The 26,896-nt window shown below is 72.1% G+C and carries 27 protein-coding genes; 11 read left to right on the top strand and 16 right to left on the bottom strand.

Annotation, left to right across the window (positions count from 1 at the left end):
• Window positions 1–78 precede the first annotated feature (78 nt).
• From ACWEJ6_RS09060 to ACWEJ6_RS09050, 3 genes are all read left to right on the top strand, one after another.
• On the top strand, window positions 79–669 hold the full coding sequence (locus ACWEJ6_RS09060) for a DUF5998 family protein (protein WP_387663643.1): 591 nt from the start codon (window positions 79–81) through the stop codon (window positions 667–669).
• A 116-nt stretch (window positions 670–785) separates the two neighbouring features.
• Window positions 786–1,898, top strand: coding sequence for an alkaline phosphatase family protein (locus tag ACWEJ6_RS09055; protein WP_452422550.1), 1,113 nt, complete (start codon window positions 786–788; stop codon window positions 1,896–1,898).
• Window positions 1,895–2,707 carry a sulfurtransferase gene (locus tag ACWEJ6_RS09050; RefSeq protein WP_452422548.1) on the top strand — a complete coding sequence of 271 codons (813 nt, stop codon included), beginning with the start codon at window positions 1,895–1,897 and terminating at the stop codon, window positions 2,705–2,707. The genes ACWEJ6_RS09055 and ACWEJ6_RS09050 overlap by 4 nt, the downstream gene beginning before the upstream one ends.
• 13 nt (window positions 2,708–2,720) lie before the next feature.
• Here ACWEJ6_RS09050 and ACWEJ6_RS09045 read toward each other — a convergent pair whose 3' ends face one another.
• The 4 genes from ACWEJ6_RS09045 to ACWEJ6_RS09030 all read right to left on the bottom strand — a co-directional run bounded on the left by ACWEJ6_RS09045 (window position 2,721) and on the right by ACWEJ6_RS09030 (window position 7,432).
• Window positions 2,721–5,273 (bottom strand): CHAT domain-containing protein, encoded by a 2,553-nt coding sequence (locus ACWEJ6_RS09045; protein WP_452422546.1) that lies wholly within the window; start codon window positions 5,271–5,273, stop codon window positions 2,721–2,723.
• A 54-nt stretch (window positions 5,274–5,327) separates the two neighbouring features.
• Window positions 5,328–5,789: a hypothetical protein gene (locus ACWEJ6_RS09040; protein WP_352323638.1), complete on the bottom strand. Its 462-nt coding sequence runs from the start codon at window positions 5,787–5,789 to the stop codon at window positions 5,328–5,330.
• Window positions 5,786–6,346 carry an RNA polymerase sigma factor gene (locus ACWEJ6_RS09035; RefSeq protein ID WP_452422544.1) on the bottom strand — a complete coding sequence of 187 codons (561 nt, stop codon included), beginning with the start codon at window positions 6,344–6,346 and terminating at the stop codon, window positions 5,786–5,788. The genes ACWEJ6_RS09040 and ACWEJ6_RS09035 overlap by 4 nt, the downstream gene beginning before the upstream one ends.
• A 72-nt stretch (window positions 6,347–6,418) precedes the next feature.
• Window positions 6,419–7,432, bottom strand: a complete 1,014-nt coding sequence (locus ACWEJ6_RS09030; RefSeq protein WP_452422542.1) for a S8 family peptidase — start codon at window positions 7,430–7,432, stop codon at window positions 6,419–6,421.
• Between the two features lie 175 nt (window positions 7,433–7,607).
• Here ACWEJ6_RS09030 and ACWEJ6_RS09025 point away from each other — a divergent pair, with 175 nt between their 5' ends.
• Window positions 7,608–8,102, top strand: a complete 495-nt coding sequence (locus ACWEJ6_RS09025; protein ID WP_352323642.1) for a DUF3145 domain-containing protein — start codon at window positions 7,608–7,610, stop codon at window positions 8,100–8,102.
• A 139-nt stretch (window positions 8,103–8,241) separates the two neighbouring features.
• On the opposite strand, the gene ACWEJ6_RS09020 is transcribed toward ACWEJ6_RS09025, so the two are convergent.
• The 9 genes from ACWEJ6_RS09020 to ACWEJ6_RS08980 all read right to left on the bottom strand — a co-directional run bounded on the left by ACWEJ6_RS09020 (window position 8,242) and on the right by ACWEJ6_RS08980 (window position 16,430).
• Complete coding sequence (locus tag ACWEJ6_RS09020; RefSeq protein WP_452422540.1) at window positions 8,242–9,666, bottom strand: acyl-CoA carboxylase subunit beta; 1,425 nt, start codon at window positions 9,664–9,666, stop codon at window positions 8,242–8,244.
• Entirely contained in the window at window positions 9,666–10,898 is a 1,233-nt protein-coding gene (fabF, locus tag ACWEJ6_RS09015; protein ID WP_358284293.1) for a beta-ketoacyl-ACP synthase II, read from the bottom strand. Before fabF ends, ACWEJ6_RS09020 begins: the two co-directional genes overlap by 1 nt.
• A 36-nt stretch (window positions 10,899–10,934) precedes the next feature.
• Entirely contained in the window at window positions 10,935–11,174 is a 240-nt protein-coding gene (locus ACWEJ6_RS09010; RefSeq protein ID WP_125639869.1) for an acyl carrier protein, read from the bottom strand.
• 81 nt (window positions 11,175–11,255) lie between these two features.
• The gene (locus tag ACWEJ6_RS09005; RefSeq protein ID WP_452422537.1) at window positions 11,256–12,209 is read right to left on the bottom strand and encodes a beta-ketoacyl-ACP synthase III; all 954 of its coding nucleotides are present in this window, start codon (window positions 12,207–12,209) and stop codon (window positions 11,256–11,258) included.
• The gene (locus tag ACWEJ6_RS09000) at window positions 12,206–13,102 is read right to left on the bottom strand and encodes an ACP S-malonyltransferase (RefSeq protein WP_387663656.1); all 897 of its coding nucleotides are present in this window, start codon (window positions 13,100–13,102) and stop codon (window positions 12,206–12,208) included. The genes ACWEJ6_RS09005 and ACWEJ6_RS09000 overlap by 4 nt, the downstream gene beginning before the upstream one ends.
• Before the next feature lie 103 nt (window positions 13,103–13,205).
• Entirely contained in the window at window positions 13,206–14,330 is a 1,125-nt protein-coding gene (locus tag ACWEJ6_RS08995; protein ID WP_352358034.1) for a PucR family transcriptional regulator, read from the bottom strand.
• 95 nt (window positions 14,331–14,425) lie between these two features.
• A complete protein-coding gene (locus ACWEJ6_RS08990) occupies window positions 14,426–14,857 on the bottom strand; it encodes a DUF350 domain-containing protein (protein WP_352323647.1) in 432 nt (143 codons plus the stop codon).
• A gap of 24 nt (window positions 14,858–14,881) precedes the next feature.
• Entirely contained in the window at window positions 14,882–16,027 is a 1,146-nt protein-coding gene (locus ACWEJ6_RS08985) for a glutathionylspermidine synthase family protein (protein WP_452422535.1), read from the bottom strand.
• 1 nt (window position 16,028) lies between these two features.
• Window positions 16,029–16,430, bottom strand: a complete 402-nt coding sequence (locus tag ACWEJ6_RS08980; protein WP_397163294.1) for a hypothetical protein — start codon at window positions 16,428–16,430, stop codon at window positions 16,029–16,031.
• A gap of 90 nt (window positions 16,431–16,520) precedes the next feature.
• Here ACWEJ6_RS08980 and ACWEJ6_RS08975 point away from each other — a divergent pair, with 90 nt between their 5' ends.
• From ACWEJ6_RS08975 to ACWEJ6_RS08965, 3 genes are all read left to right on the top strand, one after another.
• Window positions 16,521–17,543, top strand: a complete 1,023-nt coding sequence (locus ACWEJ6_RS08975; protein ID WP_358284304.1) for a PHP domain-containing protein — start codon at window positions 16,521–16,523, stop codon at window positions 17,541–17,543.
• A gap of 86 nt (window positions 17,544–17,629) precedes the next feature.
• The gene (locus ACWEJ6_RS08970) at window positions 17,630–18,358 is read left to right on the top strand and encodes a helix-turn-helix transcriptional regulator (protein WP_387663664.1); all 729 of its coding nucleotides are present in this window, start codon (window positions 17,630–17,632) and stop codon (window positions 18,356–18,358) included.
• Between the two features lie 73 nt (window positions 18,359–18,431).
• Window positions 18,432–18,794, top strand: a complete 363-nt coding sequence (locus ACWEJ6_RS08965) for a VOC family protein (protein WP_358284308.1) — start codon at window positions 18,432–18,434, stop codon at window positions 18,792–18,794.
• A 214-nt stretch (window positions 18,795–19,008) separates the two neighbouring features.
• Here ACWEJ6_RS08965 and ACWEJ6_RS08960 read toward each other — a convergent pair whose 3' ends face one another.
• The 3 genes from ACWEJ6_RS08960 to aceE all read right to left on the bottom strand — a co-directional run bounded on the left by ACWEJ6_RS08960 (window position 19,009) and on the right by aceE (window position 24,198).
• Window positions 19,009–19,755: a maleylpyruvate isomerase family mycothiol-dependent enzyme gene (locus ACWEJ6_RS08960; protein ID WP_387663668.1), complete on the bottom strand. Its 747-nt coding sequence runs from the start codon at window positions 19,753–19,755 to the stop codon at window positions 19,009–19,011.
• Between the two features lie 10 nt (window positions 19,756–19,765).
• On the bottom strand, window positions 19,766–21,265 hold the full coding sequence (locus ACWEJ6_RS08955) for an alpha/beta hydrolase (protein WP_452422531.1): 1,500 nt from the start codon (window positions 21,263–21,265) through the stop codon (window positions 19,766–19,768).
• Between the two features lie 185 nt (window positions 21,266–21,450).
• A complete protein-coding gene (gene aceE / locus ACWEJ6_RS08950) occupies window positions 21,451–24,198 on the bottom strand; it encodes a pyruvate dehydrogenase (acetyl-transferring), homodimeric type (protein WP_452422529.1) in 2,748 nt (915 codons plus the stop codon).
• Between the two features lie 941 nt (window positions 24,199–25,139).
• Between aceE and ACWEJ6_RS08945 the strand changes: the two genes are divergently transcribed.
• The 4 genes from ACWEJ6_RS08945 to ACWEJ6_RS08930 all read left to right on the top strand — a co-directional run bounded on the left by ACWEJ6_RS08945 (window position 25,140) and on the right by ACWEJ6_RS08930 (window position 26,892).
• Complete coding sequence (locus ACWEJ6_RS08945) at window positions 25,140–25,436, top strand: DUF1918 domain-containing protein (RefSeq protein ID WP_452422527.1); 297 nt, start codon at window positions 25,140–25,142, stop codon at window positions 25,434–25,436.
• Window positions 25,437–25,445: 9 nt separating this feature from the next.
• Window positions 25,446–25,853 (top strand): secondary thiamine-phosphate synthase enzyme YjbQ, encoded by a 408-nt coding sequence (locus ACWEJ6_RS08940; RefSeq protein ID WP_352321050.1) that lies wholly within the window; start codon window positions 25,446–25,448, stop codon window positions 25,851–25,853.
• Between the two features lie 118 nt (window positions 25,854–25,971).
• On the top strand, window positions 25,972–26,400 hold the full coding sequence (locus ACWEJ6_RS08935) for a DUF3052 domain-containing protein (protein ID WP_352321051.1): 429 nt from the start codon (window positions 25,972–25,974) through the stop codon (window positions 26,398–26,400).
• Between the two features lie 39 nt (window positions 26,401–26,439).
• On the top strand, window positions 26,440–26,892 hold the full coding sequence (locus ACWEJ6_RS08930) for a peroxiredoxin (protein WP_387663675.1): 453 nt from the start codon (window positions 26,440–26,442) through the stop codon (window positions 26,890–26,892).
• Window positions 26,893–26,896: the final 4 nt, after the last annotated feature.

Raw genomic sequence — 26,896 nt, 5'->3', positions numbered from 1 at the left:
TCATGTCTGGACAAAGACGTTCATAGAGCGTTATGTCTGGCGGGTGAGTGCACTGCGCGGCCCTGGCAGGATGGAGGCATGAGGGAAACCCGAGTCTCAGCCGCGGGCCTGCGTGAAGCGATCGAGCGCAGCGGCTACTACCCCGACCTCGTCACCGATGCGGTCGAATCCGCGCTGGGCAAGGAGGCCGTGACCGCGTTCGTGGTCCACCACGAGGCCACCTTCGATCCCGCGATGGAGGTCCGCAGGCACGTCACCGTCCTGGTGCTGTCGACGTCGAGGCTGCTGGTCTGCCACACCGACGAGCACCCGGCGGTCGAGGGCGTCTCGGCCTCCCACGCGTCCACGACCACCGAGGCGGTCCGGCTGAGCCGCGTGCAGTCGGTGGCCGTCACCCGCGTGGTGCCCGACCCGGCCTCCTACGTGCCGGGCGTCCCGCCCACGGAGGTCACCCTCACCATCGGCTGGGGCGCGATCTCCCACGTCGACCTGGAGCCGGCCACCTGCGGCGACGAGAACTGCGACGCCGACCACGGCTACACGGGCGCGATCACCGCCGACGACCTGTCGCTGCGGGTCAGCGAGGCGGCCGACGGCCCCGAGGCGGTCACCCACGTGCTGGCCTTCGCCAAGGCCCTGTCCGAGGCCACCGCCCGAGCCGCCGCCTGACCACGACGGCCCGCCGTTCGGCACATCGCCCGGCCGCCCCAGGTGACCGTCAGGGCCGCCGTCAGGGCCGCCGTCAGGGCCGCCGCCTGACCACCCCCGGCCACTAGGATGTGGGGATGCTGCCGGACTACGGCGCCGGGTCGCTGGCGGACCTCCCCGGTTCGCTGCTGGCCGCCCTCGGCCTGACCGAGCCCAACCCGCTGGCCCTCGACCCCGCGGCGCGCGTCTGCCTGCTCCTGGTCGACGGACTGGGGGCCGAGCTGCTCCGCGCCCACCCCGAGACCGCCCCCTTCCTGTCCGCCCTGCCCGCCCGCACCCTCACCGCCGGTTTCCCCGCCACCACCGTCACCAGCCTGTGCTCGCTCGGCACCGGCCTGACCCCGGGCGAGCACGGCATGGTCGGCCTGACGCTGGCCGTCCCCGGCACCGGCCACCTGTTCAACTGCCTGCGCTGGACCCTCCCCGGCGGCCGGACGATGGACCCCGAAGAGTGGCAGCCCGCCCCCACCGTCTACCAGCGAGCCGCGGCCCAGGGCGTCGACGCCGTCTACGTCGCCCCCGCCGAGTTCGAGGGCTCCGGCCTGACCAGGGCCGTCTACCGAGGCGTTCGCTATGTGCCCGCCGACGGCGTCGACGACATCGTCGCCCGCGTCGGCGAGGTGCTGCGCGCCGCGCCCCGCGCCCACGTCACCGCCTACTACGGCAAGCTCGACGCCGTCGGCCACATGTCCGGATGGGGTGGCGCGGAGTGGCTGGGCGAGCTGGCCGTCGTCGACCGCCTGGCCCGGCGGCTGGCCGAGTCGCTGCCGCCCGGTTCGGCCCTCTACGTCACCGCCGACCACGGCATGGTCAACGCCACCGAGAAGCTCGACGCCGAGCGGGTGCCCGCGCTGACCGAGGGCGTGGCGCTGCTCGGCGGCGAGGCCCGGGCCAGGCACGTCTACGCCGAGCCCGGAGCCGCAGGGCACGTCCTGGAGGCGTGGCGCGCGACGCTCGGCGACCGCGCCTGGGTAGTGTCCAGGCAGGAGGCGGTCGAGTCCGGCTGGTTCGGGCCCCGGGTGCGCGAGGCGTGGCTGGGCCGCATCGGCGACGTCGTGGCCGTGCCCCGCGCCGGTCTGGCCCTCACCGCCCCCACCCGTCATCCGATCGAGGCGCTGTTCACCGGCTACCACGGCTCGCTGACCGCCGCCGAGCTCAACGTCCCGCTGCTGGAGGTATCCACCCGATGAGTGCGCTGATCACGCCCGCCGAGCTCGCCGCGCTGCCCGACGTGTCCGTGCTCGACGTGCGCTGGCGGCTCGGCGGCCCGCCCGGCGTGCAGCTCTACCGCGAGGGGCACCTCGCGGGCGCCGTCTTCTGCGACGTCGACGCCGACCTCGCCGCGCCGCCCGGTCCCGCCGGCCGCCACCCGCTGCCCGGCGCCGACGAGTTCCAGCGGGCCATGCGCGCGCTGGGCGTGTCCGACGCGCGCCCGGTCGTGGTCTACGACGACGCCAGCTCCACGACCGCCGCCCGCGCCTGGTGGGCCCTGCGCTACTTCGGCCACCGGTCCGTACGCGTGCTCGACGGCGGCCTGGCGGCCTGGGCCGAGACCGGCCTGCCGATCACGAAGGACGAGCCCGAGGTCGCGCCGGGCGACTTCACCGCCAGGCCCGGCGGCATGCCGACGCTGACCGCCGACGAGGCCGCCGCGGTGGCCGCCGAGGGCGTGCTGCTCGACGCCCGCGCCGCCGAGCGGTACCGGGGCGAGGTCGAGCCCGTCGATCCGGTGGCCGGGCACGTGCCCGGCGCGGTGAGCGCGCCCACGACCGGCAACGTCGACCAGGGCGGCAGGTTCCTCGCCCCCGCCGTCCTGCGCGACCGCTTCGCCGGGCTGGGCGTGCGCGAGGGCGTCCCGGTGGGCGCCTACTGCGGGTCGGGGGTCACCGCCGCCCACGAGGTGCTGGCCCTGGAACTGGCCGGCGTGCCCGCGGCCCTCTACGTCGGCTCCTGGTCGAACTGGGTCGCCGACCCCGCCCGCCCGGTGGCCACCGGCTGACGCCCGAACGCGGTCAGCCGGCCGGACGGACGGGCCGGTCGCCCGCCCCGAAACAGACGAACCCCAGCAGGCCGGTCTTGGCCGACGCGCAGGCCAGAGCCGCGTCCGGCGCCTGCCCATCGGCCAGCAGCTCGTGGAAGGCGCCCATCATGGCCATCGCGGCCTCGTCCCCGATGGGCACCATCCCCGCCACCACGCACGAGCTCCCGCGCGCCAGGAACGTGCCCGGCAGCCCCAGCGGCGCCCCCTCCGCCGGGGTGCGGGCCATGCCCGAGTTGCACGCCGACAACACGACCAGCTCCGGCGCGCGGTGCAGGCCCAGCAGATCGTAGGCCATGAGCTGCCCGTCGCCGAGGGTGATGCCGGACAGCAGCGGGCTGCGGGCGTGGAAGGCGCCGTGCGCGGCCAGATGGAGGACGTCGGCCTCGCCGAGCGCCGCCAGCACGGCGTCCCGGCGGCCGGGCACCGCCCGCGCGCCCGGATGGCAGGCCAGCACGCGGGCCACCTCCTCCTCCGCGTGGGCCAGCTCGGGGCCGGCCGCCGCCAGCACCACCGGCGCTCCCGCCCGCACGCGGGCCCGCCGCCGCGCGCCCACCCACGCCGCCGCGCTCGCCGCCACGCTCACAGGACGCTCGCGCAGCCCCGGCAGCGCGCCCCAGGGCAGGGTGTGCAACGGCCCCACCGGCACCACCACCAGCGGCCGGTCACCGAGCTCGGCCGCGAGCGGCCCCAGCAGCAGCCGCTCCAGCTCCGCGCCGGCGCCGGTCAGCTCGGTGAGCGCCTGCGCGGGACCGGCCACGTCGAGCCCCGCACCCCACTGACGCAGGGCGTGGCGCAGCCGCATGATCGCCTCACGCGCCTGCCGCACGCCGCCCAGCCGCCGCAGGATCAGCCGGTCGGCGGTGATCAGCACCACCAGCAGCGTCTCCTCCTCGGCCACGAACTCCACCAGCGCCGCGCCGTCGAGCGCCGCCCGGACCCGGTCGATCTCCACCAGGCCGCAGGCGTGTTCCGGCGCCGCGACCGCGCGCCACCGCTCGGCCCACTCGAACACCTCGCCCGCGCACCCGTCGCGCACCGCCAGGCCCAGCCCGAAGGCGGCCAGCCGCTCACCGGACCGGGCCGCGTGCGCCCGCAACGCCGGATCCTCGAACGTCTCCACCTGCCCGCTCACCTCGGCCAGCCCGTCGCGGACCGCCCGCAGCGCGCCCGTGACGTCCTCCCGCAGCGCCGCCTCCAGCGCCAGGGCGTGCTGGCGGACGGTCGCCGGGATCTGCGCGAGCTGCGTGGTCTGCGGCTCGGGGGCCAGCGAGGTCAGGCGGGTGCCGGCCGGCATCCAGCGTTCGGCGCGCTCGGCGTGCCGGGTGAGCCTGCGCAGCTGTGCCGAGGCCACCGGATGGTCGTCGACGGCCAGCGCCGCCTCGGCCGCGCTCAGCCGCAGCGCCGCGGCGGCGGCCACGTGGGAGGAGACGTCCTCCAGCTCGTCGGCGCACTTGATCAGATCGGTGACCAGCTCGGACGTGACCGGCCCCATCGCCAGCCTGGCGCGCAGGACGACCTCGCCGGCCAGCGGCAGCCACGACAGCCGCTCCTGCTCGGCCAACTCGCGCGCCGCCTGCTCGGCCACCTGCCGGGCCCGGTGGGGGTCGCCGGTGAGCAGCTCGACCTGGGCCAGCTTGAGCCGCGCCTCGGCCAGCGCCACCTGCGCGCCGGAGGCCTCCAGATCGGGCACGGCCAGGCTCAGCATCGCCCTGGCCTCGCCGGGCAGGTGCGCCGCCAGCAGCGCGCCGGCGAAGTCGGCCCGCATCGTGGCCAGCCGCTCGGGGAAGCCGAACAAGGTGTCCTCGGCCTCCCGGTAGTGCTCGAACGCGCCCGCGATGTCCCCCCGCCGCACGGCCAGGAACGGCAGGTTGGCGGCCGACAGCCGGGCCAGGTGGCGCAGGCCGGCGTACTGGGCGATCTGCAGGCAGGCCGCGATGTCGCGCATGGCGGCGTCCCAGTCGCCGCGGTAGGCGTGGATCAGGCCGCGGTTGAGCAGGCCGCCGGCCAGGAAGCGCCGGTCGTCGACCGTGCCGGGCGCGGCCACCAGGGCCCGCAGCGACCGGTCGCAGGCGGCGATGGCCTCCTGGTGGCGGCCCAGGTGGGCCAGGGCTACCGCGCGCTGCGTGTCGAGCTTGGCGCGGTCGAGGGGCGACAGGTAGGCCCAGGCCAGGGCGGCCACGCGCAGGGCCTGGAGCGGGTGCCCGCGCTCGGTGCGCACGGTGACCAGCGACAGCCGCGCCTGGGCCTGGCGCTCGGCCGGGGCGCCCGGAGTGGCGATGGCCTGCCGCAGGCAGTGTTCGGCGCTGAGGAGGTCGCCCAGCTCGCGGGCGGCCAGAGCCATGGCGCGCAGCGCGATCGCCTCGGCTTCGGGCGCCTCGGCGCGGCGGGCGGCGGCCAGGACGGTGCGGCCGGCGTAAAGGGCCTGCTCGGGATCGACGTGTGCGCGCAGCACGGCGGCCTCGGCCGCCTCGACGAGCGGACCGTGGTCGGGTGCTGATCCTGGTGGGGGAGAAGTGACGCTCATGGGGGGCTGACCGGCGGGGAGGAGGGGTGGGGGCGTACTGCGTGGGCGGCGGCGTCACGGCCGGATGCGCACCCACCTGGTCTGGACGGGGGCATGACCGGGACGGTGGCACACGATGCTCAGCCATCCGGGCGGCAGCCCGGTGGCGGCGAACCGGCCGTCCTGGGCGACCTGCCGGGTGAGCGTCAGGTGGGGGGTGCGCACGTCGATGGCGGCGCCCTCCCCGGGATCGGGAAAGATCTGCCCGGCGACGTCGATCAGCCCGTCGCCCACGGTCACCTCCAGGTCGAAGGTGAGACCGTCGGTGACGAACCGCACCAGATGCGAGCCGTCGTCGCGGTCGGGCGCACCGGACCGCGCCGCCCGGCCACCGCCGTGGTCGGCGGGGTTGGCGGTCACCGCCTGGGGGACGCGCAGCCCGTAGATGTCACGCGCGGCGGCCGACACGTGCCCGGGCATCGGATCCATGCCGGCGGCCAGCCGGAGCGCTGCCAGGAAGTACTCGTCGTTGATCATTGCGCTGTCTCCTGTAGTGAGAGCAGAGTGCGCAGTTTCTCCAGGCAGCGGGCCCTGGTCGGCCCCACGCTGCCCACGGGCAACCCGAGCCGCATCGCCATCTGCTGGTTTCCCAGATCGGTCGCGACCAGCTGCAACAGAGTGCGGCAGGGTTCCTGCAGGGCGGAGACCGACTTCCACAGCAGCCGCCTGCCGTCGGCCTCCAGCACGGCGGACGCCGGATCGGGCTCCTCGACGGCCCCGAACGTGGGCCTGCCCTCCAGATCGGCGACCAGCAGGCCCGACGGCTCCTTCCGGAGCAGGAGGAGCGCCTCGCGGCGGGTGGTGGTCATCAGCCAGCCGCCCACCCGCGAGGGGTCGCGGATGTCGTGCATGTGCTGGAGCAGCCGCAGCCAGGCGCCCTGGACCGCGTCGGCGGCGTCGGCCTCGCCCAGCCCGCACGAGCGGGCCAGCGCCCACATGCGCGGGCCGAACCGGGACTCCATCTCGTCCCAGGCGGATCGGTCGCCGTCGGCCGCGTCGCGGAGCAGCTCCGCCGGATCGCGCAAGTCGCTCATGCGGCCTCCTTTCGTCCCGCACGGGGAGGTCATCCTGCCTCACCGTGATTGGCCGAGGACTGAGCGTAAACTCTACAGACTCGTGGGTACGAGAACTCCCAGATCGGGAATTTGCCGGGACTGCCGGGGGTCGAGCAGTCGTTCGACGGCTTCCTTGGCCGGTTCGCGCCGGGCGGCGTCGGCCACGGCCCCCGACACCAGCGCGGTGGCGAACGACGTGCCGCTCCAGGCCGCGTAGCCGGCGAACTCGCCGGTGTCCAGGAAACTGCTGGTCAGCCAGTCGCCGCGGGCGCAGGCGTCGACCCAGGTGCCGTACCCGGAGAAGGGCGCGCGGCGCTCCTGGGCGGCGTCGAGGGCCGCCACGCCCACCGCGCACGGCAGGGCGGCGGGCCAGAACGGCCGGTCGGAGGCGGTGTTGCCGGCGCAGGCCACCGTCACGGTGTCCTTCAGCGCGCCGATGGCGTCGGCCAGCAGGGGCGGCGGCCGGTCGTCGAAGGAGTGGCAGCCGAAGGAGAGGTTGAGCACCTGGGGCGGGTCCTCGCGCATGCGGTGGAGGGTGCGCACCACGGTCGCCTCGTCGCCCAGGCCGTCGCCGTCGAGCACCCGGCGGACCCTGAGCCTGGCACCCGGGGCCCGGCGGGCCAGCAGGCCGGCGACGAACGTGCCGTGCCCGGCCTGCGCCCCCTGGGCCGCGTCGGCGCTCTCCGGGCCGAGCCTGGAGTACCAGTCGCTGCCCGACCACCACGGGTGCTTGGCCACGCCGGTGTCGAGCAGGGCCACCACCACGTCCGAACGCGACCTGGCCGGTCTGAACGATACGGGCGGCGTGGGGAACGGCCGGGACGCCGGCCCGCCGAAGAACAACGGCTGGCCGGTGAGCACGTGGTTGGGTGAGGCCCGGAAGCCCCGGTCACGAAGCTCGGCGGTGATCTCGCACGGGTCCACCCCGGCCGACAGGTGCAGGACGGTGACCCCGTCGGCCTCGGAGACCGCCTGCGTCCAGCGGGCGGCGGCCGACACCGCGCCCCGGTCGACCAGCACCTGACCTGGCCGGATGAACGCCTCGCCGACAGATTGCATGTCCATGAGCCGGTTGTTTCCCCGCCCGCCACAACTGTCACGTGACACGCCCGCACCAACTTGGTATGGCCCCCCTCTGGTGTCCGATGGCGACCGACGGTAGTCTTCCCCTAGTCACTTGTGATCATCCCGGGGCGAGGCCGTTGGGGAAGGCGCACCTCGTACCGAAACGGGAGGTCCGGTGTCTGCTCGTGGCGTGCTTTACGTCCACTCGGCTCAGCCCGCGCTGTGCCCTCACATCGAATGGGCAGTCGCGGGTGTCCTCGGCGTGCCCGTTGATCTGACGTGGACACCGCAACCAGCCGCGCCGAACGTCGTGCGCGCGCAGGCGGAGTGGGAGGGCCGCGCCGGCATCGCGGCGGCCATCGCCTCTTCCCTCATGGGCTGGCAGCGCCTGAGATTCGAGATCACCGAGGATCCCTCGCCCGGCGTCGACGGCTCCAGGCACGCCTACACGCCGACGCTCGGCGCCTTCACGGCGGTCATCGGCGCGGCCGGGGACATCATGATCCCCGAAGACCGCCTGCGTGCCGCCATGATGATGGCCGCCCAGGGCCGGTGCGTGCTGGAGGACGAGCTCGACAAGCTGCTCGGCCGGCCGTGGGACGAAGAGCTGGAGCCGTTCAGGTACGCCGGCGACGGCGCTCCCGTCCGCTGGCTGCACGCCGCCGTCTGACCCGTCCCGCCTCCCGCCCAGCGCCTGCCGGGGGCGGCCCGCGGCAAGCACGTCATGCCCTGGAGCCGTCCGGCTTCCCGAACAACGGAAAGGCCCCGCACCGGGTCGCGGTGCGGGGCCTTTCGCGTGGATCTGACCTCTACAGCGGGATGTTGCCGTGGGCGCCCCTGGCCGGGGTGGCCTGGGCGAGCACCTTGGCGATGGCGCCGCGCGTCTCGGCGGGCTTGATCACCTCGTCGATGACGCCCAGCTCCTGGGCGCGGGCCAGGCCGCCGGCGAGCTGCTCGTGCTCCTCGGCGAGCCGCTGCTCCAGGGCCGGCCGCTCGTCCTCGGGCGCGGCGGCGAGCTCGCGCCGCTTGAGCACGCGCACCGCCGCCACCGCCCCCATGACCGCCACCTGGGTGGTCGGCCAGGCGAACACCTTGGTGGCGCCCAGCGCCCGCGAGTTCATCGCGATGTACGCCCCGCCGTACGCCTTGCGCGTGACCACGGTGACCCGGGGCACCGACGCCTCGGCGAAGGCGTGCAGCAGCTTGGCGCCGCGCCGGACGACGCCGTCGTGCTCCTGGCCGACGCCCGGCAGGTAACCCGGTACGTCCACGAGGACAACCAACGGCACTCCGAAGGCGTCACACATACGTACGAAGCGAGCGGCTTTCTCGGCGGACGTGGCGTCGAGACAGCCGCCCAGCCGCAACGGGTTGTTGGCGACGACGCCGACCGTCCGGCCGCCGAGACGGCCCAGGGACGTGACGACGTTGGGCGCCCATTTGGCGTGCAGTTCGACGCCGGCCTCGTCGAGCAGGCCGTTGACCAGCGGCTTGACGTCGTAGGCCCGGCGCGCGGACTCCGGCAGCAGCGAGGAGAAGTCGACCTCCTCGACCGCGCCGGGCCGCACCCGGCCCTGGTGGCCGAGCAGCGTGGCGAGCCGGCGCGCCTGGAGGTAGGCCTCGGCCTCGGTCTTGGTGACGACGTGCACGACGCCGCTGCGCCTGCTGTGCGGCTCGGGGCCGCCCAGCGCCTCGCTGTCGACGTTCTCGCCGGTGACGCTGCGCACGACGTCGGGGCCGGTCACGAAGATGCGGCCGGTGTCGGCCAGGATCACCAGGTCGGTGAGCGCGGGGCCGTAGGCGGCGCCGCCGGCCGCCGGGCCGACGACCACCGAGATCTGCGGCACGACGCCCGACGCCTTGGTCATGGCCGCGAACACCCGGCCGACGGCGTGCAGCGACTCGACGCCTTCGGCGAGCCGGGCGCCGCCGGAGTGCCAGATGCCGATGACCGGCACCCGCTCGCGGACGGCCACGTCGTAGGCGTGCACGATGTGCTCGCAGCCCTCGCTGCCCATCGCGCCGCCCTGGAAGCGCGCGTCGCTGCAGAAGGCGGCGACGGGCACGCCCTCGATCCTGCCCATGGCGGCCAGGACGCCGCTGTTGTCCTGCGGGGTGATGAGCCGCAGCGAGCCCTCGTCGAGCAGCGCTGCCAGGCGGACGACTGGATCGCGGGGGTCGGCGGGCTCCTGGCCGGAGCCTTCACCCACCACCCGGCTGTCCAGTACGGTCATCAAGCCCCCTTGAAGACGACGGTCACGTTGTGCCCGCCGAACCCGAAGGAGTTGTTGACCGCGGCGATGTCGCCCTGCGGCAACGAGCGGTTCGCGCCGTGCACGATGTCGACCTCGATGCCGTCGTCGAGGTTGTCGAGGTTGATGGTGGCCGGGACGATCCGCTCCTGCAGCGCCTTGATCGTGAAGACGGACTCGATGCCGCCGGCGCCGCCGAGCAGGTGACCGGTCATGGACTTGGTCGAGGTGACCAGCGGGTGGGTGCCGATGGCCTTGGCCACGGCCTGCACCTCGCCGACGTCGCCCGCCGGGGTGGAGGTGGCGTGCGCGTTGACGTGCTTGACGTCGAGGCCGGTGATCTCGGCGTCGGTCAGCGCCTGCGTCATCGCCATGATGATGCCGCGGCCCTCGGGCTCGGGCTGGGTGATGTGGTGGGCGTCGGCCGAGTAGCCGACGCCGGAGGCGTAGGCGTAGATGCGCGCGCCGCGCGCCTTGGCGTGCTCCTCGGACTCCAGCACCACGATGCCGGCGCCCTCGCCGAGCACGAACCCGTCACGGTCGCGGTCCCACGGCCGGGAGGCGCCCTGCGGGTCGTCGTTGCGGGTGGACATCGCCCGCGCGGCGGCGAAGGCGGCGATGTTGAGGCCGTGGATGGCGGCCTCGGTGCCGCCGGCGACGACCACGTCGGCGCGGCCGAGCCGGATCATGTCCATGGCGTAGCCGATCGCCTCGGCGCCGGAGGCGCAGGCGGAGACGGTGGCGTGCACGCCCGCCTGGGCGCCCAGGTCGATGCCGATCCAGGCGGCCGGGCCGTTGGGCATGAGCATCGGCACGGTGAAGGGCGACAGCCGGTTCCAGCCGCGCTCCTTCCACGTGTCGTAGGCGGTCAGGGTGGTGCTGATGCCGCCGATGCCGCTGGAGACCACGACGCCCAGGCGCTCGGGGGCCACCTCGGGGGCGCCGGCGTCCTGCCAGGCCTCCCTGGCGGCGACCAGGGCGAACTGCTCGCTGCGGTCGAGACGGCGGGACTCGGGGCGGGGCAGCACCTCGGTGGGGTCGACCGCCGCCGTCCCCGCGAACCGCACGGGGACGGAGTCGATCCACTCCGTGGTGAGGGTCTCCACACCCGACTGACCGGCGAGGAGCGCCGTCCAGGTCGAGGTGACGTCTCCACCGACGGGCGTCGTCGCGCCGAGCCCGGTGACGACGACACGTACCCGGTTCGCACTCACGTTTTCGCGCTCCTTACTGGTCAGAACTGCTGGGTGTCAGGCCTGGATGAAGTTGAGGACGTCCTTGACCGTCTTCAGGTTCTTCAGCTGGTCGTCGGGGATCTCGACGCCGAACTCGTCCTGAGCGGCCACGGCGATCTCGACCATGGACAGGGAGTCGATGTCGAGGTCGTCGACGAAGCTCTTCTCGGGGGTCACCTCGCCGGCCGGAATGCCGGTGATCTCGTTGATGATCTTGCCGAGGCCCGCGAGGATCTCCTGCTCGGTGGCAGCCATGTCGCTACTTCTCCTTCATTTTCTGGTTTCTGTACGGCTTCCGCCGTACGAGCTGAGGTACGGCGGGAGCCGTACCGGATCCTACGGAATCTCGATCACTTGGCCCGCATAGGTCAGACCGGCGCCGAAGCCGAGGATGAGCGCGAGGTCGCCTGAGCGGACCTCGCCGCGCTCCAGCATCCGCGAGAGCGCGAGCGGGATGGAGGCCGCCGACGTGTTGCCCGCGGTGACGATGTCACGGCCGATGACGGCCTTGTCGGCACCGAGCTTGCGCGCGATGGCCTCGATGATGCGCAGGTTGGCCTGGTGGGGGACGAACGCCGCCAGCTCCGAGGGGTCGACCCCGGCGCGGGCGCACGCCTCCAGGGCCACCGGGTGCAGCGCGGTGGCCCAGCGGAAGACCGTCTGGCCCTCCTGGGCGAGGAACTTCGTCCGGTCGGCGATGGCGATGGCCTCGGACTTGTCGCCGGCGCTGCCCCAGACGACCGGGCCGATGCCGGGCGTGTCGGTCGGGCCGACCACCGCGGCGCCGGCGCCGTCGGCGAAGATCACGGCCGTGGACCGGTCGGTCCAGTCGACCCACTGCGACAGCTTCTCCGAGCCGACGACCAGCACGTTCCTGGCCGCGCCGCCGCGGACGGCGGCGCTGGCGGTGGCCAGCGCATAGCAGAAGCCGGCGCAGGCGGCGTTGACGTCGAAGGCGCCCGGGGACTTGATGCCCAGCCGGTGGGCCACGACCGCCGCGGCGTTGGGGATCTGGGTCTCCAGCGTGCAGGTGGCCACGATCACCAGGTCGACCTCGTCGGGGGTCAGGCCGCTGGCCGCCAGCGCCTTGCCGCCGGCCTGGACCGCCATGTCCTCGACGGACTCGGTGGCCGAGGCGACCCGGCGCTCCTTGATCCCGACGCGGGACTGGATCCACTCGTCGTTGGTGTCCATGGTCTTGGCCAGGTCGTCGTTGGTGACGACGTTGTCCGGCTGGTAATGGCCGAGGGCCAGAATCCGGGCGCCGGGGGCGATGTCGGGGATCCTCACTTGATCAGCTCCCTGGCCGCGTCGAGGTCGTCGGGTGTCTTCAGCGCCACGGTCTCGACGCCGCGCAGGCCGCGCTTGGCGAGCCCCGTCAGCGTGCCGCCGGGCAGCAGCTCGATCATCTTGGTCACGCCCAGCTCGGCCATCGTCGCCATGCACAGGTCCCAGCGGACGGGGCTGCTGATCTGCGAGATGAGCCGCTGGACGAACTCGGCGCCGCCGGCGGCCGGCCGGCCGTCGGCGTTGGACAGCAGCGTGACCTGCGGGTCGCCGGGCACGACGTTCCAGGCCGCCTCGCGCAGGGCGTCGACGGCGGGGGCCATGTGCTCGGTGTGGAACGCGCCGGCCACCTTGAGCGGGATGAGCCTGGCACGGGCGGGCGCGTCGTCCTTGAAGGCGGCGAGCTGCTCCAGCGTGCCGCCCGCCACGATCTGCCCCGCGCCGTTGATGTTGGCCGGGGTCAGCCCGTGACGCTCGATCGCGGCCAGCACGTCGGCCTCCACGCCGCCGAGCACGGCGGTCATGCCGGTCTCGGTGACGGCGGCGGCCTTGGCCATGGCCTGGGCGCGCTCGCGGACCAGGCCCAGGGCCTGCTCGGAGGTGAGCACCCCGGCCAGCGCGGCCGCGGCGAACTCGCCCACGCTGTGGCCGGCCAGCACGTCGGGGGAGGCCCCCAGCGCCTCGGCGGCGGCCAGCGCGGCGGCCACCAGCAGCGGCTGGGCCACGGCGGTGTCGCGGATCTCGTCGGCGTCGGCGGTGGTGCCGTAGGCCACCAGGTCGATCCCGGCGACCTCCGACCAGGCGCCGAGTCTGTCGGCCAGACCGGGCAACTCAAGCCAGGGGGTCAGGAAGCCTGGGGTTTGGGCGCCTTGGCCCGGAGCGACGAGTACAAGCACAAAAACCACCATGCCCTGTAGAACTTCGACACGCGGATGGAGATCCGTACGAACTTTGTCCCGGGTGCTTTGTAGGAACCCTACAGTGAAGATTTCGGGAATGTTACGTTAGGGCCCGCCATGCCGCAGCGCCTTCGGAAAGCCGGCCCAGGATGAGACCGACCTGCAGCGTGAAGGCCGACCTGCCCTCGGTGGGCTGGTAGCCCGTGAGCTCGGTGATCTTCTTCAGACGGTAGCGGACCGTGTTCGGGTGCACGAACAGCAGCCGCGCCGTCGCCTCCAGGGAGGTGCCCTGTTCGAGGTAGGTGGCCAGCGTATCGAGCAGGGGTGTGCCGGCCAACGGCAGGTAGACGTTCTCGATGAGCTGCTCCCTGGCGTCGGCGTCGCCGTCGAGGGCGCGTTCGGCCAGCAGGTCCTCGGCGTGCACCGGCCTGGGGGCGTCCGGCCAGCCCGCGGACGCCTTCAGCCCGGCCAGCGCGGCCCGCGCCGACCGCGCGGCGGCGTGCAGGTCGGGCACCTCGGGACCGATGACGATCGGGCCCACGCCGAAGCGCGCCACGACCTGCCGGGCCGCGTCGTGGACGCTGTCGGCGCCGCCCACGATCACGATCAGCCGGTCGGCCTGCACGCCGGCCAGCAGGTCCATGCCGATGCGGCGGCCCTTGTCACGCAGGCCGTCGATGACCGCGCGCGGGTCGTCGTCGGGGGCGTGCCCGGCGATCACGACGACGGGGGAGGAGGTCCAGCCGAGGGCGGCGGCCCAGGAGTGGAGGCCGTCGTCGACCTCGCCGCGCACCAGCGCGTCGACGATCAGCGCCTCCAGCCTGGCGTCCCAGGAGCCGCGGGCCTCGGCCTCGCGGGCGTAGACGTGCGCGGCGGCGAAGGCCACGTCGCGGGTGTAGCGCAGCATGGCCTGCTGGAGCTGGTCCTCGCCGCCCGGCGCGGCCAGCTCGTCGGTCTGGGCCTCGACCACCTCGACCACGATCCGGACGATGTCGACCGTCTGCTGGAGCGAGATCGAGCGCTTGAGCTCGCGCGGGGCCGTGCCGAAGAACTCGATGCTGGGCGTCGGCCGGTTCTCGCCGGCGTGCTGGAACCACTCCACGAACGCGGCGATGCCGGCCTGGGCCACCAGGCCCACCCACGAGCGGTCCTCGGCGCTGAGCGCCCGGAACCAGGGGAGCTGGTCGTCCATGCGGGCCATCGCCGCCGTGCCGAGCGCGCCCATGGCGCGCTCGAGCCTTCGCGTGGTGTCCTCCCGGGTCCGGTCTGTCACGCCTCCTAGAGTGCCAGGTCGCTTCCGATGACCGGAACGGTGGTGTTTCAGATGACCGCAACCGCCGTGATCAGGCCGATCGCCACGTGGGTGACCGCCAGCAGGCGCGCGCCGGGCTGCAGCTCCGGCTCCTTCACCAGCTCGCGTACGGAGATCCCGACGACCTTGTCGAACACCAGCATCGCCACCGTCTGCACCACGATGCCGACCAGCCCGAACACGGCCGTGCCCGCGAGCCCCTCGGCCAGCCGGCCGCCGGAGGACCAGATGGACGCGGCCACGATGAGCCCGATCGCCGCCAGCGCGGACGTCGTGAGCAGCGTCGCGTTCGCGTTGCGCTGGGTGCGGATGATCTCGCTCAGCTTGCCGGGCGTGGCCCAGTCGATCACGTAGAAGCCGACGATCAGCAGGATCACGCCGACGGCCGCGTACGCGGCGATCGCGCCGGCGCCGCGGGCCAGGACTTCGAGAAGGGTCACGTCATTTCCAATCACGGGGGTGCGTCAGTTCGCGATGCGATGAGGGACGAAGGAGGAGGTGTCGTCGGTGATCAGGCCGGTGGTCTCCCTGATGCCGAGCCCGGCGGCCTCGTCGGCGACCACCCAGGCGCCGAGCACCGGCCGCTGGCCCTCGAACGCGGGCAGGGCCTCGAACCCCTGGAAGACGTAGCCTTCCCGGCCGTAACGGCCCGGGGTCTCCTGGGTGCCCTCGGGGGTGACGATGCGCATCGAGGCGCCCTCCCTGCCCAGCAGCGGCTTGGCGATGTAGGAGGTCAGCTCGCGCGGCCCGTCGAGGTAGGCGGGCAGCAGGTTGGGATGGCCGGGGTAGAGCTCCCACAACACGGCGAGCAGCGCCTTGTTCGACAGCAGCGACTTCCACAGCGGCTCGATCCAGGTGGAGTGGCGCACCGCGTGCCGGCCGAAGTCGTCGGCGAGCATCCACTCCCAGGGGTAGAGCTTGAACGCCGAGCGGATCATCTCCTCCCCGGCGTCGACGAAACGGCGGTTGAGCTCGTCCCAGCCGATGTCCTCCATGGCGACGGCGACCGTCCGCCGGCCCGCCTGCTCGGCGGTCTCCTGCAGGTAGGCGACCGTCATGGCCTCCTCGCCCGTCTCGTCGGCGTTGGTGAAGGCGAAGTGCGTGGGGCCGGGCGGCAGCGGCAGCTCGCGCCAGCGCTCGATGAGCCGCTCGTGCAGGGAGTTCCACTGGTCGTCGCCGGGGTGGACGTCCTGCAACCAGAACCACTGGATCACCGACGACTCCACCAGCGACGTCGGCGTGTCGGCGTTGTACTCCAGCAGCCGGGCCGGGCCGGTGCCGTCGTAGCGCAGGTCGAAGCGGCCGTACAGGTGGGGGTCGCGGCGCTCCCAGGAGCGGGCCACGGCGTCCCTGGCCCACTCGGGGACGGCGAAGTCGGCGTAGCGGCCGGTGGAGACGACGTGCTCGACGGCCCGCAGGCACATGCCGTGCAGCTCCTCGACCTGCTCCTCCAGCGACTCCACCTCCTCCAGGGACAGGACGTAGTGGACCGACTCGTCCCAGTAGGGCCTGCTCAGGCCCTCGGGGTGGGCTATCCGGTGGTAGGCCAGGCCCTGGCTCTCGATCGTCTTCTCCCAGCCGGGACGGGCGATGCCATGCTCGCGGCGCACGTCAGCTCCCGCCGCCCCAGCTGTTGCCGAAGCCGCCGCGCTGGATCGACTTGCCGCTGCGGCTGGAGATGTTCACGTCGGAGGGCCGGTACGTGGTGCCGCCCTGCATGCGGTTGCCGACCCGGCGGCCGCCGTAATACCACATGTACGCGCCGCGCGAACCGGCGTAGTAGTGGGACCCGCCGCCGCTGCCGCCGTCGTCGTCGCAGTAGTCGTCGTCGACGACCTCGTACGTGCCGTCCTCCAGCTGCACCACGCAGTCGGCGGTGACGTCGTCGTCGTCCTGGGTCGCCGCGCAGTAGCCCACCAGCATCACCGACAGGACCCCGAGAATGGTCAGTGGGACGGCCTTGGACGACTTGCGTGGGGGTGGGGGAGCCGGCATGCGCGGCGGTTGTGCCATGTGGTTCCTGCTTTCCTGGGCGAATCAGCCTATCGGTGCGCTTCGCCCCTGTTCAATGCCGGTCGTCGTCCGCTCGGGTATGAATGACTCATGGAACCGGTCCAGGCCCTGCGCGAGATCGCCTTCCTGCTCGAACGCGCAGGTGAGCCCACCTATCGGGTCCGCGCGTTCCGTCGCGCGGCCGCGGTCGTGGACGACCTGCCGGAAGGGGAGCTCGCGCGGCTGGCCGGAGCCGGCGGGCTGGGCGACCTCCCCGGCATCGGCAAGGTCACCGCCCTCGTGATCAACGAAGCGCTCGACGGTCAGGTTCCGACGTATTTGCGTAGGTTGCGGGCCACCGAGGGCGTCGAGCTGGACGCCGAGACCGCGGCCCTGCGCGAGGCGCTGAAGGGCGACCTGCACAGCCACTCCGACTGGTCCGACGGCGGCTCGCCGATCGAGGAGATGGCCGAGGCCGCCAGGGGGCTCGGGCACGAGTACTGGGCGCTGACCGACCACTCGCCACGCCTGACCGTGGCCAAGGGACTGTCGGCCGAGCGGCTGGAGCGGCAGCTCGACGTGGTGGCCGGGCTCAACGAGCGGCTGGCGCCCTTCCGGATCCTGACCGGCATCGAGGTCGACGTCCACCTCGACGGCTCGCTCGACCAGGACCCGGCGCTGCTCGGACGGCTCGACGTGGTCGTGGCCAGCGTCCACTCCAAGCTGCGCATGGACCGCGAGGAGATGACCCGCCGCATGGTCACCGCCGTCGCGAACCCCCTGGTCGACGTCCTCGGCCACTGCACGGGGCGGGTCGTGCGGGCGGGCGGTGAGCGCGGGGTCAAGAGGCCGGAGTCGGAGTTCGACGCCGAGCTGGTCTTCGAGGCGTGCCGGCGGTTCGGGGTCGCCGTGGAGATCAACTCCAGGCCCGACCGGCTCGACCCGCCCAAGCGGCTCATGCGGCTGGCGTACGAGACGGGGTGCGTGTTCTCGATCGACTCCGACGCGCACGCTCCCGGGCAGCTCGACTGGCAGCGCTTCGGCTGCGAGCGGGCCGCCCGGTGCGGGATCGAGGCCGCGCGGATCGTCAACACCTGGCCCCTGGACCGGCTGCTGGAGTGGACGGCGGGGTGAGCCCTGGGTGGCGGCCGAGCCAGGTCGTTGTCGCGGAGGCCGCGCGGAGCCGGTGATTGTCGGTGGCGGCGCGTAGCGTTCCGGCTGTGAACCGTACCGACCGGCTCTATGCGCTCGTCGAGGACCTGCGCGCCATCGCGCCACGCTGCCGCTCCGCCCGCGAGCTCGCCGAGCGGTTCGAGGTCAGCGTGCGCACCATCGAGCGCGACATCACCGCGTTGCAGGGGTCCGGGGTGCCGATCTACGCCGAGCCCGGTCGCAGGGGCGGCTACGCCCTCGACAAGAAGATGTCGCTGCCCCCGCTCAACTTCACCCCGGCCGAGGCGGTGGCCATCGCGGTGGCCCTCAGCCAGGCCGGCGACCAGCCGTTCGGCCGCCAGGCCCGCAGCGCGTTACGCAAGGTGGTCTCGGCCATGCCGGGGCCCGAGGGCGATCTGGCCAGGGAGCTGGCGCGGCGGGTGCAGCTCGTCAGCGAGCCGCCCGAGCCCGGCTCCCCGACCCGGCCGCTCGGCGCCGAGGGCATCTCCAGGGCCATCGAGGAGGCGCTGCTGCGGCGGCGCGTGCTCAGGCTCGACTACGCCGACGCCAAGGGCGCGCTCACCTCGCGCGACGTCGAGCCGGGGGTGTTCCTGGGCGGGCGCGGCGGTTTCTGGTACCTCGTGGCGTGGTGCCGGTTGCGGGAGGACGTCCGCGTCTTCCGGCTCGACCGCATCGCCGCGGCCGTCGTCACCGTCGAGCGCTGCCCCGAGCGGCCGCTCGAAGGGTTCGCCCCCGACGTCCCGGAGATGGTGGTCCGCGGAACCATGCTCGATTAATCATGCGAAAACACCGACATAGGGTTGTCGCCATAGCGATACATCGTTGTCTTGTTCGAAAGACGAGGAGACGATGATGGACAACACGGTGACCTGGTTCGAGATCGCGACCGACGACCCCGAAGGCGCCGAACGTTTCTACGGCGAGCTGTTCGGCTGGTCGTTCAGCCGCGACGACGACGGCCCGCTCGACTACCGCATGATCGGCTACCCGGGCGGCGAGCGGCCCGGCGGCGGGCTGTTCAACAACAAGGGCGACTTCCCCGCCCACGCGGTGTTCCACGTGCAGGTCGCCGACGTCGAGGCCGCGTGCGCCAAGAGCGAGGCGCTCGGCGGCAAGGTCGAGATGAAGGTGATCGACGACGGCGCCGGCACCGACTTCGCCTATCTGCGTGACGTGTCGGGGAGCCTGTTCGGAGTCTTCCACCGCAGGTGAGCCCTTCGGCGGCGGACGCCGCCGGAGCTCGCGGGACCTCGCCGCGATCGCGCCCCCGGGGAAGCACCTTCCCCGCCGAACCGGGGCCGCGCGACGCGGGCCGTCCCGCCTGGAAGCGGTTCACCCGCCCTGGACACGCCGCCGATCGCCGAGCGGCGGCGCGTCCAGGGCCCCTTCCCCCGGCAGGGGGTTCGCGTCAGAAGCGTCAGAAGCGTCAGAAGGCGGCGGCCGCCAGCCAGCGGGTCAGCAGGTCGTGGTCGCCGAAGACGGCCGGCGACCGCGGGGGCCGCCGACCGTAGAGCACCAGGAGCAGCTCGCTCGCCGGGCCGCGTACGGCGGCGTCGCCCTTGGTGTGGCCGCGTTCGCAGCTGACAGCCCCGTCGGCGCCCTGCGTGATGGTCCACTCGCCGTCGAGGTCGCTCGCGTGGAGGTGGATCGTGGCCCCTTCCGCGCCGAGCCCGGCCAGCGACCTGGTCACCCAGGTCGCGTACGGCAGGTTGTGCAGGAACTCCTCGACGCCGTCCACGGCGGTCGCCGCCGGGATCTCAGGGTCGAGGCCGAGTGCGAGTTCGGCGTCGGCCCGATGGATCACCAGCTCGAAGAGCATCCTGGGCGCCCACCATCCGGCCCGCCGGTCCGGGCCCCACGTCCACACCGCGAGGTCCGGATCGGTGGTGCGCAGCACGTCCAGGAGGGCGGCGGCGCCCTCCATGAGCCAGGCGGCGTCGCCGTGCGCGCCCTCGGCCAGGCCGCTGGGCACCTCGCGCGACCAGACGCGCTCCTGGACCCGGTTGCGCAGCACGTACGTCGCCCAGCGATGGGTCCGGCCGACATGCGTGACGAGATCGCCGATCGTCCATCCCGGGCACGTCGGCACCGGGACGGACAGATCGCTCGCCAGCGCCGCCAGCCGCGCGGCTTCGCCCTCGATCCGGGCGATGAAGGTGTCGTTGTCGGTCACCCGTCACACACTAGGCCGCCGGGCAGGTCGCGCCCTTGGCGGGCAGCTTGCCCTCCACCAGGTACGCGTCCACCAGCCCCTGCACGCACTTGCTGCCCGACAGGTACGCCCCGTGCCCCTCGCCCTCGTACGTCACCAGCCGCGCGGTCCTGAGCTGGGCCGTCAGCCGCGGCGCCCACTGGTACGGCGTGGCGGGGTCGCCCTTGCCGCCCACGACCAGGATCGGCGCCGACCCGGTGGCGTTGACGTGCCGCGCCTCGTTGCTGCCCTTGGCCGGCCACACCCGGCACAGCCCGCCCGAGCCCTCGCTGCCGAACAGCGGCGAGATCCGCAGCGCCGCCGCCTCGGTGCGCCGCAGCTCGGCCTCGCTGGGCCGCTCGGCGGTGTCCACGCAGGTGATGGCCGGGAAGCTGGTCATCTGCGTGGAGTAGGTGCCGTCCTCCGAGCGTCCGGTGTAGGAGTCGGCCAGGTACATCAGCGCCTCGCCGTGGCCCTTCAGCGCCTCGCCGAGCGCCTTCTCCAGGAACGGCCAGGTCAGCTCCGAGTACAGGGCGGCGGCCACGCCGGTGGAGGCCAGGCCCTGGGTGAGCTGGCGGCCGTCCACCTTCAGCGGCTTGGTGGTGAGCTGGTTCATCAGGTTCTCGACGTTGGCGTTCGCGGCGGTCACGTCCTTGCCGACCTCGCAGCCGCCCTTGACGCAGCTGCGCAGGAAGCTCTCGTACGCCTGCTGGAAGCCGCGGGTCTGGGTCAGCGTGCGCTGCTCGAAGGTGACCGTCGGGTCGAGCGGCGCGTCGAGCAGCATCCGGCCCACGTTCTTGGGGAACTGGGTGGCGTAGACGGCGCCGAGCTGGGTGCCGTACGACATCCCGACGTAGTTGAGCTTGGGGTCGCCGACGGCGGCGCGGATGCGGTCCATGTCACGGGCGGCGTTGACGGTGCCGACGTAGGGGAGGACCTTGCCGGAGTGCTGCTGGCAGAGCTGGGCGAACTCCTTGTTGGCGTCCTGGCTCTCCTGACGGGTCTGCGCGTTGGTGGGCAGCGTGTCCAGGGAGACGAACCGGTCCATCTGCGCGCTGTCGCCGCAGCGCACGCCCGCGCTGCGCTCGACGCCGCGCGGGTCGAAGCTGACCAGGTCGTAGTGGGCGCGCAGGGTGGTGAGCACCTTGGCGGCCTGGTCGAGGGTGTCCACGCCGGAGGCGCCCGGCCCGCCGAAGTTGAACACCATCGAGCCGAGCCGCTTCTTCGGATCGGTGGCCGACAGCTTGATGAGCGCCAGCTCCAGCTTGTCGCCGTCGGGGCGGGAGTAGTCGAGGGGCACCGCCAGCTTCCCGCAGCGCACCGAGGCGTCCTGCTGTGCCGGTGGCTCGCCGTCCGGGCGCTTGATGTCGGTGCACGGCCCCCACGCGATCTTGTCGGTGTCGGCGGCGGGCCCGTCGGTGGCGGGCTCTGCGGGTGCACTCGCGCAGCCCGCGGCCGTTACGAGCAGGGCGGCGGCTAGGACGCGTCGCATACGAACATTCCCCTTCGTGTCTTCGGGGGAAGTAGTGCCCACGATACGGGACCTCGCGTCGAACCTGGGTGAGGCGGCACGTACCCCTCCTGGACGTGCCGCCTCATCCGTCGGACGGAGCGCAGGCCCGGACATGACGGCGCTCCCGCGAGAGACAGTTCGCGGGAGCGCGCCTTCCGGATGACTCAGACGCCCATCGACTGGGTGTCGTTGCTCTCCGCGCCGCCGGCTTCGGTGACGCCGTTCTTCAGGTGGTAGCGGGCGATGGCCTCGCGCAGCACCTCGCCGTCGAGCTCGCCCCGCTTGACCAGCCGGGTGAGCACGGCCAGCGTGATCGAGGCGGCGTCCACGTGGAAGTGGCGACGCAGCGCCGAGCGGGTGTCGGACAGGCCGAACCCGTCGGTGCCCAGCGAGGACCAGTCACCCGGCACCCACTGCGCGATCTGGTCCTGGACCGCCTTCATGTAGTCGCTGACGCCCACGAACGGGCCGCTGGCCTGCGAGAGCGCCTGCGTCACGTACGGGACGCGCTGCTCGGCGTCGGGGTTGAGCAGGTTGTGCTCCTCGCACGTCAGCGCGTCGCGCCGCAGCTCCGACCACGACGTCGCCGACCACACGTCGGCGGACACGCCCCACTCCTCGGCCAGCAGGCGCTGGGCCTCCATGGCCCACGGACCCGCCACGCCCGAGGCCAGGATGTTGGCCTTCGGCCCCTGCGTCTGCGGGCCCTCGGCGAACTTGTACAGGCCCTTGAGCAGGCCCTCGACGTCGAGGTCGGCCGGCTGCGCGGGCTGCAGGTAGGGCTCGTTGTAGACGGTCAGGTAGTAGAAGACGTCCTCGGGCTGCTCGCCGTACATGCGGCGCAGGCCGTCCTTGACGATGTGGGCGACCTCGAAGGCCCAGGACGGGTCGTAGGAGACCGCGGCCGGGTTCGTCGAGGCGATGAGCGGCGTGTGGCCGTCTTCGTGCTGCAGGCCCTCGCCGTTGAGCGTGGTGCGGCCGGCGGTGGCGCCGAGCAGGAAGCCGCGGCCCATCTGGTCGCCCATCTGCCACATCTGGTCGCCGGTGCGCTGCCACCCGAACATCGAGTAGAAGATGTAGACCGGGATCATGTGCTCGCCGTGCGTGGCGTAGGAGGTGCCGGCCGCGATGGTCGAGGCCATCGAGCCCGACTCGCTGATGCCCTCGTGCAGGATCTGCCCCTGCACGGCCTCCTTGTACGACAGCAGCAGCTCCCTGTCGACCGCCTCGTACGTCTGCCCGTGGGGCGAGTAGATCTTGGCCGTCGGGAACATGGCGTCGAGACCGAACGTGCGGGCCTCGTCGGGGATGATCGGCACGAAGCGGTGGCCGATCTCCTTGTCGCGCATGAGGTCCTTCAGCAGGCGCACGAACGCCATGGTGGTGGCGACCTGCTGCTTGCCCGAGCCCTTGCGGAACTGGCTGTAGACGTCGTCGCCGGGCAGCTTGACCGGCTTGGCGCGCATGACCCGCTTGGGCAGCACACCGCCGAGCGCCGCGCGGCGCTCCTTCATGTACTGGATCTCGGGGTCGTTCTCGCCCGGGTGGAAGTACGGGGGCAGCTCGCCCTCCAGGGCCGAGTCCGGGATCGGCAGGTAGAGCCGGTCGCGGAACTCCTTCAGCTCGGCCTTGGTGAGCTTCTTCATCTGGTGGGTGGCGTTGCGCGCCTCGAAGTCCTTGCCCAGCGTCCAGCCCTTGATGGTCTGGGCGAGGATCACCGTCGGCTGGCCGACGTGCTCGCGGGCCGCCTTGAAGGCCGCGTAGACCTTGCGGTAGTCGTGGCCGCCGCGCGACAGCTTGCGGATGTCGTCGTCGGACAGGTGCTCGACCATCTTGCGCAGGCGCGGGTCGCCGCCGAAGAAGTGGTCGCGGATGTAGCCGCCGGTCTCGACCGAGTAGGTCTGGAACTGGCCGTCGGGCGTGGTGTTCATCTGGTTGACCAGCACGCCGTCGACGTCGGCCGCGAGCAGCGGGTCCCAGTCGCGGCCCCACACGACCTTGATCACGTTCCAGCCGGCGCCGCGGAAGTACGACTCCAGCTCCTGGATGATCTTGCCGTTGCCGCGCACCGGGCCGTCGAGCCGCTGCAGGTTGCAGTTGATGACGAACGTGAGGTTGTCCAGCTCCTCGCGGGCGGCCAGGCCGATCGCGCCGAGCGACTCGGGCTCGTCCATCTCGCCGTCGCCCAGGAAGGCCCACACGTGGCTGCGCGAGGTGTCCTTGAGCTCGCGGTTGAGCAGGTAGCGGTTGAACCGCGCCTGGTAGATCGCGCCGATCGGGCCGAGGCCCATGGAGACCGTCGGGAACTCCCAGAAGTCGGGCATGAGCCGCGGGTGCGGGTAGGAGGGCAGGCCGCGGAAGCCGTGCGACAGCTCCTGCCGGAACGCGTCGAGCTGGGCCTCGTTGAGGCGGCCCTCCAGGAAGGCGCGGGCGTAGATGCCCGGCGCGGCGTGGCCCTGGAAGAACACCTGGTCGCCCGACTCGCCGTGGTCCTTGCCACGGAAGAAGTGGTTGAAGCCCACCTCGTAGAGCGAGGCCGCCGAGGCGTAGGTGGCGATGTGGCCGCCCACGTTCGTACGGGCGTTGGCCCGCGACACCATGACCGCGGCGTTCCACCGGATGTAGGCGCGGATGCGCCGCTCGACGTGCTCGTCGCCCGGGAACCAGGGCTCGCGCTCCGGCGGGATCGTGTTGATGTAGTCGGTGCTGCGCAGGCCCGGCACGCCGACCTGGTGCTCGCGGGCCCGTTCCAGCATGCGGAGCATGAGGTAGCGGGCTCTGGTGCGGCCTTCGGTCTTGACGACATTGTCGAGAGACTCGAGCCACTCGTTGGTCTCACTGGGGTCGACATCAGGCAGCTGGCTGGGTAGGCCGTCGCTGATGATCGAGAATCGCTGGCGTCCGGAAGCCACTGGGTCTCGCCTTCCGAGAATGACTGAAGTCTGGTCTGGGTCGCCTTCCATCCTGGTCGCTAGTCGTAGAAAACGCATCTCTACTGACGGGTAACCAGAGCGTCCCTGCTGGCAGGGCCATGTTGGTGGCCTAGACCACCGATGGTAGGACGAATCGCCACCAAAGGTTACATCGGTGGAGCAATTTAACAAGACTAGAAAACGGACGAAATTTCCCCCCAATCCTAGGGGGCTGGCCCGGTGGGTCGGCCTCCGCCCTCAACCCTCCCCCGAACCGGGCGGTCCTCACCCGGAGGGGGCGGCCGCGCCGCGCCGCGCGAGTCTAGCCACCGTCCTTGTGGTGGGGGCGGGCGGGGCGGCGTCCGCCGAGAGGGCCGAGGCACACCTCTTCTCCTTGCTTCTGTACGCGCTTCGGACCCGCCTCGCGGGTCCTTCGTGGCGTGCGAGGTCTCAGGCGGGCCTTGGGGGCGTGCGGCCTGTCTCGGGTCTATCCCGTTGGAGAACGCGGAGGGTGGCCTCCTGGGAACTCAGGTGGCGTCAGGCCGTCGCGAAGCCGAGCCCCGCATCCTGTCGGCCCGCCCGAAGCCGGGCACCACATCCTGTCGGCCCGCCGTAAGTCGGGCACCGCATCCTCTCGGCCCGCCCGGAGTCGGGCACCGCATCCTGTCGGCTCGCCGGAAGCTGTGTGTCCGGCTTCCTGGACGCCTCTCTCCTTGTCTCTCTTGTCGAGCCGACCCTCTGTCGCGCATCCCGCCGCTGCCTCCGCGCAGGGGCACAAACGGCCCTCGGCCGGGCCGCTGCCGAAATGAGGCCATATCGGAACCATCAGGCGACAGAGCCGGACGCGACCCTGCCGTCCTGCCCCTGACCAGCCGTAACGCCGTGGTGGTCAGGTGATCCGACGACCACGGTCCGGCCGTGGCGGCCGAAAGGTCGCGTCCGTGCCGCGTAACGTTTCGGTCATCATTTTCGGCCCCAATGAAGACCGGGCAAAAAATCGCCGTCCTCGGCATCCGCTCTTTTCTCGGGCCGTTCGTCGTACCAATGTGGAAGGTATGAATGCGACGGCAGGAGACCGGCTCCTGATGCACGGCAACACGGTCGGCGAAAGGGACCGGAGCGGCGTCATCACCGAGGTCCACGGCACGGACGGCGAGCCTCCGTACATGGTGCGGTTCGACGACGGCCACACCGGGCTGGTCTTTCCCGGCCCTGATGCGGTCGTTGTGCCTCAGTAGGATTTCCCTGTGAGATCAGAAATCATCTCCGTGGCCACGGGTTCACGCGAGACCGTGCACGACATCACCGCTGAATGCGCTGAATTCGTGCGCGCGCAGGGAGAAGACGGCCTGTTGCACGTTTTCGTGCCGCACGCGACCGCGGGCGTGGCGCTGCTGGAGCTCGGCTCCGGCAGCGACGACGACCTGCTCGCCGCGCTGCGAGACCTGCTCCCGGCCGACGACCGCTGGCGTCATGCCCACGGTTCGCGCGGTCACGGCAGGTCACACGTCATGCCCGCGCTGATCCCGCCGTACGCCACGATCCCCGTGCTGGGCGGGAGAATGGCGTTGGGCACATGGCAGTCCGTCGCGCTGGTCGACCTCAATGTCGACAACACGCAACGCCAGGTTCGCCTGTCGTTTTTGTCAGATTGATTCTGGCCGACTACGGCCGTACCCGTGGCGACCGTTGACGACTGAGGGTCACAGCGTGTGGACTGTGCCGAAGCGATAAACCGCATAGAGCGGGGCCACTCAAGCAGGAGGGATAAACGTGAGCGCGACCGCGGGTCAGGCGCAGGGCGAGCGCGGCCTGGCCGAACGACTCGGCCTCAAGCCGGGTCAGGTGGTGCAGGAGATCGGTTGGGACGAGGACGTCGACGACGAGCTTCGCGACTCCATCGAGGACCTGACCGGCAACGAGCTGCTGGACGAGGAGAGTGACGACGTCGTCGACGTGGTGCTGCTGTGGTGGCGCGACGGCGACGGGGACCTCTTCGACGCCCTCAGCGACGCCATGCGAGCACTCGCCGAAGCCGGCCAGATCTGGCTGCTGACTCCCAAGGCCGGGCGCGATGGCCACGTGGAGCCGAGCGACATCGGGGAGGATGCCGCTACCGCGGGTCTCTCGCAGACCAGCAGCATCTCAGCCGCACCCGACTGGTCCGGGACCAGGCTCGTCGCACCGAAGGGCCGACGTTAGGAAACTCCGAGGCCGGCCGATACGGCAGGATGGTGGGCTGTGAACGCACATCCTGCCGAGGTCGGCGCACTGGCTCCGGATTTCGAGCTGCAGGACCAGCACGGCGCCCCGGTGAGACTGTCCAGGTTCCGGGGCGAGAAGGTCGTGCTGGTCTTCTATCCGCTTGCCTTCAGCGGGATCTGCGAGGGCGAGCTCACCGCGCTGCGCGACCAGCCTCTCGACGCGCGGGTGCTCGCCGTGTCGGTCGACTCCGTGTTCGCCTTGCGTGCCTGGTCCGATCGGGAAGGTTACGGATTCGCCCTACTCTCCGATTTCTGGCCACATGGACAGGTCGCCCAGGCGTACGGTGTGTTCGATGAGGCGAAGGGGCTCGCACGTCGGGGGACCTTCGTCATCGACGGCGAGGGCGTGATCCGGTGGTCGGTGATCAGTCCGATCTCCTCGGCACGTGACGTCGCCGACTACGTCAAGGCACTCGCCGACATTTCCTGACTTC

The organism is Nonomuraea sp. NPDC004702, assembly GCF_053601695.1.
This window is presented reverse-complemented; position numbering and strand designations above follow the sequence as displayed.